Raw genomic sequence first — 13,046 nt, forward strand, 5'->3', positions numbered from 1 at the left:
GAATTCCCCACCGTATAAGACGGTGGGGATGAATAGCGACCAAAAAACAAATTGTGCGCTGAGGATGTCAAATCGGTCGTTTACACGGATGAGAAGACGTGCTCGCTGCGTGGGTCTGCTGCCATTGTGCGATCTCTTCCTCTGACCATTTGTGGTAAGAACCACCTTCCACAGGTTCAGGTAAATTGAAGTTCAAGCCTAGTTTACTTTCGAGCCATTTCTGGAAGGTATAGTGATAAGACATGACAGCTCCCCCTGTTCCATGAGGTCGATCCCATCGAGCTAAAAGAGAATCTCCGAAATGAAACTCGTCAGTGACTCCTTTATGTAGATGTCGTATGACCGGATGTAAGAATGCAGCACAGGAGGTATCGACCGGATCGGAGGGTCCGAGAAAAGTAATACTGGACTCATCAAACTTATGGAAGCCGAATTCTAAAGTCAGGAACAAAACGTGCTGCTCTTTGAAATCGAGCTGCTGTATATGTTTGAGTGGCAATTCTTGGTACAAGGTTGCTTGCTTCAAGTCCTCAGAGAGGACTAACACATCACACAGGACACCGTAGAGTTGGAAAAGAGCAGCAGAAATGCTAAAGCGTTGGTACATCCAGTTCAAAAACTCGTCCCAGTCGAGTGGCTCAAAGGTTTTCCTGGGATATGGAATGCCCTCGAATTTCTCCTCTAAGAGATGAAATAAAGTTTTTATGTTGTATCTGAATCCGTGAATAAAGCCGGACGATGCTTGGCGATCGTTACCTTGCATAGCGCCCCCGATAAAAAAGAGGTTTGAAACGTTAACAGATTCCCAAATCGGCGTTATTTCAGGATACTTGCCTCGTTTCCAAGTCTGAGGCTTGATTTCATCAAAAAGCTCTTCATTAAACCACTTCCATCCAGTACAGCGGATAATAAAGTCATACTCTCTTGTCAGCTTCAATGTACCCGGAACACTTGCATTCGGATAATCATACTCATGATTCGTCTGCAATGTGTTTTCAGATACCTTGCTAATTCTCTTCACGCGTGGATTGAGAACCGCATGAAGCGATTTTAGCTGATACATATCGAATATATTGTTATTAACTGCTCTAAGATCGCCGACAAAATGAGTTTCCCATGCAAATTTGACTGGCTGTTTAGCCAAAATGTGGACAAATGCCGCAACACCTGAGAGATATTCTGCTGTTTCAAATGCTGAGTTACCTTGACCGAGGATACCAACTCGCTTATTTCGGTATAGTTCAATATCTAATGGGTGATCTTCGTATCCCGTTGTCAATTCAATTCCTTCAATATTATCAGGGATTTCGGGCACAACAGCTCCTAGCCCCAACAAAAGGCATTGGCACTTATATATTTGCCCAGTTGACGTAGATAATAAGAAATCTCCATCACTGTCTTTTTTAATTTTGGTTACAGCTACGTTGTAGGAAATATTAAGGTTAAAGTGCTTGGCAAAATCTTGTAAATATTGATAAAGGATGTCTGCACTTGCGAAAAGTTCATCCGTATAGCAAGTAAATCTCATCGAAGGATCATCGCTGAGAAGAGAGTTCCAATCATGCCTCCAGTTGAACTCATCCTCTGTAAAGCTGTTGTATTTCTTATTTATCGAGATCAGCTTTCTATGCCTTGGCTGGGTTGCAAAGAATGACCCTGCCGTATCATTTTTTTCTAGGATAATGTAATCTTTATTGTTCTTTTCAAGAAAATATCCCATCTGGATACCGCCAGGTCCGGCACCAACGATTATATATTTGAAGGTTTTGATATCACTTTTCATGCTATTGTTCTCCATTGATACTTTAAGTTGTCAACTTAAATATTCTGTCATCCTGATTTGACGGATAGAGCTACTTCAACTTGTAAATATTGTCGCTGTGTTTTTACCAGACAAACCTCAAATTGAAGATGATGAGGTCTTCGCTGTCAATGGTGACTCATAACAGCTAAATTCCTTCGACGATGACAATATTGCTCACGGCGTTATTTTGACGCAATGCTTTCAAATTATTGTAATCTTCAGAGTTATACCAGCTTTTGAATACATTCTTGTCAGGAAATTCTAAAACGATCAATCGATCTGTTTTCCAATTTCCTTCTACTACTTCCCCTTCCCCACCACGGACTAAGTAACGTCCGCCATACTTGGCAATTGTATCAGGGACTTTGTGCTTGTATTCTTCATAAACTTCAGCATTTTTTACCGCTATTGAAGCTATTAAATAAGTAGCCATAGATTACAACCCCTTTTCTGTGTGATTAATTCTGGTAGCTGACCACAAATTCTACTAAGCTTTACGCTTTGTTTACTCTGGTTTTAGATGTAGTGTACCTTTACAGTTTTTCAATCTCATGTTATTGGCAATCGTTAAACTCTATTAAACAGCTAGTGTTTAGGCTGTAATTGTTTTGATAATACATGATTTTGGTTGTTCAATTCTAAAGAAAGAAAAAATCTTTTCTTTTTGTCCTAGTTCGATGATAACGATAATCATTTTTTTGGACGGTGCACTATCTGTTCATTACAATTTAAGGCTGCCTTAACTTTGTCAATGAGCGAATATACTTAAATGTTTGTTGTATGAGAATGATAATAAACAAGGGTAGGAGGGAAAAGGGAAGGACGTTTCCCTTTTCGCGCTGAAATTTGATTATAATTATCATTAAGTCCGCCAAATTAATGAGGAGAAAACATAGCTGAATAGTTCAGTTCTGCTCTAAGTATGCTAAAGACGACGGATGCCATTTACACATAGTCCACCTAATCCGTTGTTTAACCACAACGCAGTGCTGCTCGTACTGTATGCTTGTGAGAAAAAAAATCTTTGCGATACGCCAAAGGTGTCTGCGCCCTGCGCGATCGCGCTCTTTCATTCCACCCTTGAGCATTCAGCCTCTTCATGTGGGCGCGATCGCGCTCTTTCATTCCACCCTTGAGCATTCAGCCTCTTCATGTGGGCGCGATCGCTCTCGCTACTATTGTGGTATATTGCAATTGCGTTCAGGTCAAATATAATTGCGAAATATCGCAAAAAAATCGGCTCTGAATTACGGACATAATCCGTTCAGGAAGAGTCAGAATTCACCCTTGAACAGTGTTGCAAAGATTCCGATATTTCCTTGTGAACAATTGCAAAAAATATGGAAGCAATGGTTAGCAGCATATCGATGAGTGTATAATCAGTGCATTCAATTTTACAATTCTAAGTCAAAAGTCTCATCGAGCCGCAATGAATAATTATATGCTTACTATTATTAAGACTTGTTTCTTTAAACATAATGATGCCTCTAATCTGCTTGTCAATAACGTTTGAGATGCGCTAACCCTGCTGTAAAAATCAGAGTAGCTCTGAAAATTCGTTCTGAAGTTATAAATTTAAAAAGTGATAATGAGTAATAAAAAAGTATATTTAAAACAAAATGTACAACCAGAGCCATTATTTAATCAATGGTATGCTTGGCCTTACTTGATGTCGCCAACTACTGCTGCTATGTATATGGTTAATTCGCATTTAAAAATAATGGAATCATTCGTAGCAGCTCCCCATTTTCATATTTCCGCTTTGAAAAATCCCAAAATGAAAGGAGGTCCTTTCATTAACTACGACGAAAGTCGAGTGGATCAAATTAAACATCTGATGCAAAAAACTCAAGAAGATGGAAAGGAACTGCTAGACTTGGCAGAAGCGATTAAAAACCTTCATTTATTATTAATGGATGAAGCTAAAGGCTATTCAATAGAGCCTCTTTATAAAGATGTACCTGATGTTTTGAAAGGTTATGTAGAACTTGTTTATGACATTAATAATCAACCGTCAGTTCGGTTTATAGAAGGATTGTTATACAAAAGCAAGTTTTACAAAAAAACATTGCAAAGTTTATCCCTATGTTTAGTTAACAAAGACGAGCGTCCCTTTATTTTCAGTACTCCCAGGCTAGAAGCTGAAAACAGTTTTCGTCTCAATACTCATTTCAACCATAAAGGGCTAGATGAGTTGTTCAAGATGAAACAAACTTCCCAACCATTAGGTTTTATTGAGGAAGTATTAGATATTCAAAACGGCGATAAAACTTTGTTTGAATCGTTTTTTACAGAGGCAGTTCCAGCGCCACTTAGCAAATATACAGGAGAACAGGTAAGGGTTCGTTATTTTGGTCACGCTTGTATTTTAATTGAATCAAAAGACATCAGCATTTTGTGCGATCCCCTGATTAGCTATCAATATGAAAGTGGAATTTCTCGTTACACCTATGCCGATCTACCAGATACCATAGATTATATACTAATTACTCACCAGCACCACGATCACTTTATGCTGGAAACTTTGTTACAACTGCGTCACAAAACTAAAACAGTAATTGTGCCGAAAAATAATGGTGGCGAATTAACAGATCCATCAATGAAATTATTGTTGCATAATATTGGGTTTAAACAAGTAATTGAGCTGGACGAAATAGAAACAATAGATGTGAATGGTGGAATGATTACAGGTTTACCTTTTTTGGGAGAACATGCAGACCTGAAAATTAGATCGAAAATAGCCTATTTGGTAAACTTGCAAGATAACGCGATTTTAGTGGGAGCAGATTCAAGTAATTGCGAATACAAGATTTACGATAATATTCGAGAAGCACTAGGAAAAATCGATCTAATTTTTTTGGGAGTCCAATGTGATGGAGCACCTCTAAGCTGGGCTTATGGAGCTTTATTAATTAAACCATTACCTCGAAAAATGGATCGCTCGCGGGCATCCAGTGGTAGTGATTACCAAAAAGCGATCGCCTTAATTGAGAGTTTACAACCAAAAGAAGTTTATGTCTATGCAATGGGGTATGAACCTTGGTTGAGTTATCTGATGTCTTTTGAAAATCCAGAAGAAAGTAATGCCTCCGCTGAGGCTAATAAATTAGTCTCTGAGTGTCAAAGTCGCGGGATAATATCTGAAAGATTGTTTGTCAAAAAAGAATTATTTCTAAAAAACTAGGATTCGTCGCCAAATCTGTTTAATTAGGAATAAACAAGGGAATGTAATGGATCTAAAAAATATTGAAGAAATCTACACCTTATCGCCCGTACAAGAAACAGTATTGGCAGATAATATGCAAGGTTGCGGTCAATTAATTTGTGAGGTGCTTGGACTAAATGTTGAGAAATTGAAACAAGCTTGGCAACTGACAGTAGATCAACAGTCTGTGTTGCGGACTTTGTTTGTTGGGAAAAACTTGGAACGTCCCCGGCAAGTTGTCATTAAACAACTGAAAGTTGCGATCTTCAAACAAGATTGGAGCAGTTTATCCCTGCGAGAAACGGTTCTAAAGCTAGATAATTTTCTTGAAAGCGAAAGAGAGCAGCTTTTCCGGTCTTCTTCTACAGTCCCCCTTGCCAGACTATCGGTTTGTCGGATGTCAGAACAAGTATATCAAGTTATTCTGACATATCATCACTTAATTCTAGACAAACATAGTTGTTACTTGCTTTTAAACGAGATATTTGCTAATTATCAAGAGGGCGATCGCCCTACAAATCTGCAATTAAAAGAAAGTCTGGTTTTCAAAGATTATATAAATTGGCTAAAGAAACAGGATAAGTCAAAGGCTGAAGTTTTTTGGAAGTCGTTAAAAGGCGTTTCTGCACCTACCCCATTGGTGATAGAACAGTATTTGGGGGGTGCATCTGGGACTTGCGATCGCCAGCACTTAAAAATCCCAGCAACGGTAGTCTCCCGGTGTCAGTTAAGCTTAAACATTCTCGTGCAAGGGGCTTATGCTCTATTATTAAGTCGGTATACTGGGGAAGAAGAGGTAGTATTTGGCATCCAGGTAGCTGGTCGTCCAGAAGCGCTACAAGGATCGAAGTCGATGCTGGGGGCTTTTGAGAACATTGTACCAATACGAGTGCGCGTTTGCCCCGATGTATCTGTAAGCTCTTGGTTGCAAGAATTACAAGCGCAGCAAGTTAATTTACAACAATACGAATATAACTCGATACAACAAATTCGGGATTGGAGTAATATAAATTTACCAATATTCTCCAGCTACGTAGGTTTTGAAGATTCTCACGAACAAGCTTTGATGCGATCGCAATACGGGAGCATCAGTGTTAGCAACATAAAAAGTTGGTCAGAAAAGAATTACGCGATCGCCATAACAGCGCGATCGGATAAAGAGAAAGAATTAACCTTAGAAATTATATACGATCGCGCCCGTTTTGAGTCAGGGTCTATCGCCCGCCTCTTGGGACATCTACAAACTTTAATTGCAAGCATGGTGACAGAACCAGAAAAATGTCTGGCGAAGTTGCCATTGTTAACAGAACAGGAACAGCAACAACTAACAAAATGGAACAATACCAAAACTGATTATCCTCAAGATAAGTGCATTCATCAACTAATTGAAGCGCAAGCAGAGCAGACTCCCGAACAGGTGGCGGTAGTATTTGAAGATAAGCAGCTGACCTATCAAGAGTTAAATCAACGTGCCAACCAACTAGCCCACTACTTGCAAGCAATGGGCGTAGGACCCGATGTTTTAGTGGGGATTTGTGTAGAACGTTCCTTGGAGATGGTAGTAGGAATACTGGGGATATTGAAAGCAGGTGGTGCTTACATACCAATCGATCCCAGCTATCCCCTCGATCGCATCTCCTTTATTTTAGAAGATGCACAGCCCCCCGTATTATTAACCCAAGAGCATTTAGAAGCAGAACTACCCGCCCATTGGGGACAAGTCATTTGTCTGGATTCAGAGTGGGAGGAAATAGCTGATAGTCCCGAAGACAGTCCTAGCAGTAACATTACAGCCGAAAATTTAGTTTATGCGATTTATACATCAGGCTCCACAGGAAAGCCAAAAGGAGTTTTAGTAACGCATCAAAATTTAGTACATTCGACGAGTAACCGTTGGACTTACTACCAAGAACCACCGCAATCTTTTTTGTTACTATCTTCTTTTGCCTTCGATAGTTCCGTAGCAGGCATCTTTTGGACATTATGCCAAGGCGGTACCCTGGTACTGCCACCACAGCAGTTTCAATTTGAGCCGCTACAGCTAGCAACATTAATAGCACAACATCAGGTATCCTATTTATTGAGCATTCCTTCTCTCTATGCTGTTATTTTGGAGCAAGCTTCGCCACAGCAACTAGAAGGACTGCAAGCAGCGATCGTGGCAGGAGAACCCTGTCCGGGGAAGCTGATCGAGCAACATCGCCTAAGTTTACCCGATTGCGGTCTATTTAATGAATACGGTCCAACAGAAGGGACAGTGTGGAGCAGCGTTTATAACTGTCAAGATTGGCAACAAAAACAATCGGTGCCCATCGGTTGCCCGATCGCCAACACTCAAATCTATATTCTCGATCGCCATCTCCAACCAGTCCCCATCGGCATTAAAGGCGAAATGTATATCGGCGGTGCTGGAATCGCACGCGGCTATCTGAACCGCCCAGAATTAACTCAATCAAAATTCATTGCTGATCCTTTTAGCGATGAACCTGATGCCCGCCTCTATAAAACTGGAGACTTAGCTCGCTACCGAGATGATGGTAACATCGAATTCCTTGGTCGGATAGACGAGCAAGTAAAGATTCGCGGCTTCCGCATCGAACTCGGAGAAATCGAAGCTGTTTTGGGACAACATCAAGGTGTAAAAGAAACGGCAGTTATAGTCCGAGAAGACGAAGATCGCCAGCGTCTGATAGCTTATATTGTTCCTCTTGACTCAGACGAGGTTCCTACTGCTAGCGTACTACGGGATTTCCTCAAGAGGAAACTGACAGAATATATGGTGCCAGCAACGTTTGTCAGCCTGGAAGTGATGCCACTTACGCCTAATGGCAAAATCGACCGCCGCGCTCTCCCAACACCACAGGATGTAACATCTAGCACGGATGTGGATTTTGCCGCACCCCGCACACCCCAGGAAAAATGCCTCGCAGCTATCTGGAGCGAACTGTTAAGGCGAAAACAAGTCAGTATTCACGACAATTTCTTTGAATTGGGTGGGGACTCGATTGTCAGTATTCAGATGATTGCTAGAGCAAATCAGGCTGGTTTAATACTCAATCCCAAACAACTGTTTGAGTATCAGACGATCGCCAAATTAGCAGCACTAGCAGGTAGTACTATTTCAACTATTGCCGAACAGGGAATAATTACAGGGGTGATGCCCTTAACCCCAATTCAGCATTGGTTCTGGGAGCAAAACTTACCCGAACCGCACCACTTCAATCAATCAATACTATTAGAGGTATCATCAAAGCCCAAACCTGAGTTATTGAAGCAAGCGGTTCAGCAATTGCTAGTACATCACGATGCTTTGCGCTTGCGTAACGCTTTGCCAGGGCAACAAGCAATCGCCCCAGTTGACGATATACCGTTTGAAGTCATAAATTTGTCTGATATTTCCGCTGAAAAACAGCCAGAGGCGATCGCGTCATCTGCAACTGAAATTCAGGCAAGCTTGAATTTGGCAACAGGACCGATAATGCGGGTGGTTTTATTTAAGCTGGGTGAAGATAGACGCGATCGCTTATTCTTAGTCATCCATCATCTAGCCGTTGATGGCATCTCGTGGCGCATTTTGCTGGAAGACTTGAACAGCGCTTACCAACAAGGCGATCGCCGAGAAACTATTCAATTGCCCCCTAAAACCACTTCTTTCCAAGATTGGGCTTATCGGCTGATTGAATATGCTCAATCTGCAACAGTCTTAAAAGAACTGGATTATTGGAAACAACAGTACATCTCGGATGTTACTGCTATGCCAGTAGATTTTCCCGACGGTAAAGAAAATAACACTGTTGCATCCAGTCAAACTGTGTCAGTATCCCTGAGTGTAGAACAAACTTGTGTTCTGTTACAAGAAGTTCCATCTGCTTACAATACTCAAATTAACGACGTGCTGCTTACAGCATTAGCCCAAAGTTTTGCGAAATGGACCGATGCTAGCGGACTGTTTGTAGAACTAGAAGGTCACGGACGCGAACAACTATGGGAAGATGTAGATTTGTCGCGGACAGTTGGTTGGTTTACAAGTCGATTTCCCGTGATGTTGCAATTGGGCGAAACTGTTAATCAGCCTGGAGAAGCACTGAAAATAATCAAGGAACAACTGCGGAATGTTCCTGCCAAAGGCATTGGTTACGGAATACTACGCTATCTCAATTCAGATACTACTATTCGAGAACAACTGAAAAATCAGATTCAACCAGAGGTAAGTTTTAACTATCTGGGTCAATTTGATTCTTTGCAATCGGAATCTATTTTCTTAGGATTTGCCCAAGAAGATACAGGTCTTATTCAAAGCGCATCTGGAAAACGCAGATATCTACTAGAACTCAACGGATTGGTGGTTGAAGGTAAGTTCCAATTAGATTGGACTTACAGCGAAAATATCCATAAAAAAACTACGATTGAAAATCTGGCGAATGATTTTATCAAAGCATTGAACTCTCTAATAGAGCATTGCGTTTCGCCAGATACGGGCAGTTATACACCTTCAGATTTTCCTGATGTAGCATTAAGCCAGTCAGAACTAGATAATTTGGTTGCGGAAATTAATTGGTGATGGGGGATCAAGAGGATGAATAAACAAAACAAAAATATTGAAGCAATATATCCGCTTTCCTCAACACAGGAAGGAATCCTATTTCATACGCTTTACGCGCCAGAATCAGGAATTTACTTTCAGCAATTAAACTTTACATTGCAAGGCAATCTGCAAGTTCAAGCGTTCCAGGAGGCTTGGCAAAGAGTCGTTGAACGACATCAAGCTTTGCGGACTTTATTTCTCTGGGAAAGTCGCGAAAAGCCACTGCAAGTAGTGTTAAAGTCTGTAAATTTGCCTTGGGAAAACTTAGACTGGCAACACCTGTCTTCTTCAGAACAGCAAGAGCGTTTGCAAGCTTTCAAGCAATCTGAATTAGAGCAGCAAGTTCCTCTTAATCAAGCACCGCTAATGCGTTGGAGATTAATTCAGTTGCAGGCGGATACCTACGAATTAATATGGAGTCATCATCATCTGGTGACAGATGGTTGGAGTATGTCTATTATTCTCCAAGAGGTATTGGCTTTTTATCAAGCGTTCGACAAAAACGAAAATATATCTTTGCCTCCCGTTCGTCCCTACCGCGATTATATTGCTTGGTTGGATAAACATGACTTTGAACAAGCAAAAACATTCTGGCAAAAAACCCTTGATGGGTTTACAAATCCGACTCCTTTGATAGTGGATCGTAGTGCGACAAACCGCATTTCTTTAGAAAAATCTGCATACGAACAACAGTATTTATCAGCAAAGACTACAACAGCATTACAGTCACTGGCAAAACAAAATTTTTTCACCTTAAATACAATCGTGCAGGGAGCATGGGCACTACTGTTAAGTCGCTATAGTGGTGAGTCGGATATCGTGTTTGGGGTAACAGTTTCCGGACGTCCTCCTACTTTGTCCGGAGTGGAATCTATGGTAGGACTGTTCATTAATACAGTACCGATTAGGATTCAAGTACCAAAAGATATAGAAGTATTACCTTGGCTCAAACAGTTGTTTTCTCAACAAATGGAAAGGGATTTGTATTCCTACAGCCCTCTGGTAGAAATTCAGGCTAACAGTCAAGTTTCCGAAGGAATGCCTTTATTTGAGAGTTTGTTGGTATTTGAGAACTATCCGTTAGACGAATCATCTAAGCATCAATTTGGCAGCTTAGAAATTACTAATATAACAGGAGTTGAACAAACTAATTATCCTCTGAGTGCGATCGCCATCCCAGGATCGGAATTATTAATACGAATTAGCTACGACACAGAACGCTTTGATGCTGCTACTATTAGCAGAATGCTGGGACATTTCCAAACATTGCTACAGGCGATCGCTGCTAACCCTTTCCAGCGACTATTTGAGGTTCCGCTGCTAACGAATGCAGAGAAAAATCAACTTTTAGTAGAATGGAACGAGACAAAAACAAACTATCCTTACGAAGCGGATGTTGTAACATTATTTGAACAGCAAACAGAGAATAATCCTCAAGCGATCGCGGCTATCTACGAAGATTTGAAACTTACTTATCAACAACTTAATAGCCGTGCAAACCAACTAGCACGTCACCTGCAAAGCATGGGAGTTGGGACTGAAGTTTTAGTTGGAGTGTGTATCGAACGTTCCCTCGACATGATTGTTGCAATGTTAGGCATTCTCAAAGCTGGTGGTGCTTATGTACCCCTCGACCCCGCTTATCCCCAAGAGCGCCTAGCCTATATGTTAGAAGATGCAGGAATATCTGTCTTGGTGAGTCAATCTCAATTAACAGCTAACTTGCCCGAACATCGAGCCAAAGTAGTCTGTTTAGATACAGATTGGATTATTTGCAATTATAGCAGTGACAACCCAAAAACTGAAGTAACACCTACCAACTTAGCCTATGTAATGTACACATCCGGTTCTACAGGGAAACCCAAAGGTGTTGCTGTCCCTCACCAAGCGATCGTTCGCTTAGTAAAAGAAACAAATTATGTGCAAATAACCTCCGATGAATGTATTGCACAAGCTTCAAACGCGAACTTTGACGCAGCAACTTTCGAGATTTGGGGTGCATTACTTAATGGAGCTAAGTTTGTAGGAATAACCAAGGAAGTCATGCTTTCCCCAGAGCAGCTTCATCAGCAGTTAAACAAAGATAAAATTACCATATTATTTATCACTACCGCCCTTTTCAATCAATTAGTTAGCTTCCGTACTGATATATTTCAATCCCTGCGAACTCTATTGTTTGGAGGAGAAGCTGTCAACCCATCGTGGGTAGAAGCGGTACTAAAAAATAAACCTCCTGAAAGATTGTTGCATGTCTACGGTCCCACAGAAAGTACCACATTTGCAACCTGGTATTTAATAGAACAAGTGACCGCCGGAGCGACAAACATCCCTATAGGTCGTCCCATATCCAATACAACCCTTTACGTTTTAGACCGTAACCAGCAACCTGTCCCCATAGGAGTTCCGGGAGAATTGTATATCGGCGGAGACGGTTTAGCACGGGGTTACTTAAATCGTCCGGAATTAACCGATCAAAAGTTTGTAGCAAACCCGTTTAGCAAAATCAAGAATCACCTTTACAAAACCGGAGACTTGGTTCGTTACCTTGTAGATGGAAACATCGAGTTTCTAGGTAGAATAGACAATCAAGTAAAAATACGCGGTTTTCGCATTGAACTTGGAGAAATTGAGTCAGTACTATCTAGACATCCCGCCGTGCAAAAATCGGTTGTTGTCGTGAGAGAAGATGATTTAACACATAAGCAGTTAGTTGCTTACATTGTTCCAATAAAGTTAAAAACAGAAGGAGAATATGTTAATCAATTAATACATGACTTGCAGTTTTATCTAAAGCAAAAACTTCCCAATTTCATGCTCCCCAGCTTTTTTGTCATGCTGGATGCTTTACCCCTGACTCCTAATGGAAAACTAGATCGAGACGCTCTTCCTCCTCCCGATCCCAAGTCCCGATATGAAATTACTTATATTGAACCAAAAACTGATACTGAAAAAAAGATTGCAGAGGTATGGCAAAAGTTGCTGTCAGTTGAAAAAGTGGGACTTGATGATAATTTCTTTAATTTAGGAGGACATTCTCTGCTAGCAACCCAAATGATTTCTCGACTGCGAGCCGCTTTTGAAATAGACTTATCTTTGCGTAGTGTTTTTGATAACCCTACCGTCGCAGCATTGGCAACTTTTGTTACAGAACTTCAGCTAGCAGAAGCCCAAGCCGATGCTTTGGAAAAGATTTTGGCTGAAGTTGAGCAACTCCCCGAGCAAGACGCACAACAACAGCTAAATGGGGAAAAGTTATAGCATTAGGATAATTTTAATAATTAACCAACAAATTTCTAAAAAAGATGCTATGCACAGATGAAACCTCTTGCAAAAATGCTTGAAATGTCATGTTGAGCGAAGCGAAACATCTCGCGAGATTCTGAGTCCCTTTGGGACACGCTGCGCGAACGCTACACTGCGTTTGGCTGAGAATGACATCCACAACTTTTCGA

At 40.9% G+C, this 13,046-nt stretch carries 6 protein-coding genes; 3 read left to right on the plus strand and 3 right to left on the minus strand.

The window, feature by feature from the left end:
• Positions 1 to 67 precede the first annotated feature (67 nt).
• The 3 genes from AABK37_RS11025 to AABK37_RS11035 form a co-directional block, all read right to left on the minus strand.
• On the minus strand, positions 68 to 1,783 hold the full coding sequence (locus AABK37_RS11025) for an NAD(P)-binding domain-containing protein (protein ID WP_432551614.1): 1,716 nt from the start codon (positions 1,781 to 1,783) through the stop codon (positions 68 to 70).
• Positions 1,784 to 1,949: 166 nt separating this feature from the next.
• Positions 1,950 to 2,237 carry a DUF1330 domain-containing protein gene (locus tag AABK37_RS11030; protein WP_432551615.1) on the minus strand — a complete coding sequence of 96 codons (288 nt, stop codon included), beginning with the start codon at positions 2,235 to 2,237 and terminating at the stop codon, positions 1,950 to 1,952.
• Positions 2,238 to 2,776: 539 nt separating this feature from the next.
• Positions 2,777 to 2,944, minus strand: coding sequence for a hypothetical protein (locus tag AABK37_RS11035; protein ID WP_432551616.1), 168 nt, complete (start codon positions 2,942 to 2,944; stop codon positions 2,777 to 2,779).
• Positions 2,945 to 3,392: 448 nt separating this feature from the next.
• Between AABK37_RS11035 and AABK37_RS11040 the strand changes: the two genes are divergently transcribed.
• The 3 genes from AABK37_RS11040 to AABK37_RS11050 are packed head-to-tail and all read left to right on the plus strand — an operon-like array spanning position 3,393 to position 12,852.
• Positions 3,393 to 4,988: an MBL fold metallo-hydrolase gene (locus AABK37_RS11040; protein WP_432551617.1), complete on the plus strand. Its 1,596-nt coding sequence runs from the start codon at positions 3,393 to 3,395 to the stop codon at positions 4,986 to 4,988.
• A 46-nt stretch (positions 4,989 to 5,034) separates the two neighbouring features.
• Positions 5,035 to 9,570 carry an amino acid adenylation domain-containing protein gene (locus tag AABK37_RS11045; RefSeq protein ID WP_432551618.1) on the plus strand — a complete coding sequence of 1,512 codons (4,536 nt, stop codon included), beginning with the start codon at positions 5,035 to 5,037 and terminating at the stop codon, positions 9,568 to 9,570.
• Positions 9,571 to 9,585: 15 nt separating this feature from the next.
• Positions 9,586 to 12,852 carry a non-ribosomal peptide synthetase gene (locus AABK37_RS11050; RefSeq protein WP_432551619.1) on the plus strand — a complete coding sequence of 1,089 codons (3,267 nt, stop codon included), beginning with the start codon at positions 9,586 to 9,588 and terminating at the stop codon, positions 12,850 to 12,852.
• Positions 12,853 to 13,046 lie beyond the last annotated feature (194 nt).

The organism is Tolypothrix sp. VBCCA 56010, assembly GCF_050875635.1.
Taxonomy (GTDB): Bacteria; Cyanobacteriota; Cyanobacteriia; order Cyanobacteriales; family Nostocaceae; genus Hassallia.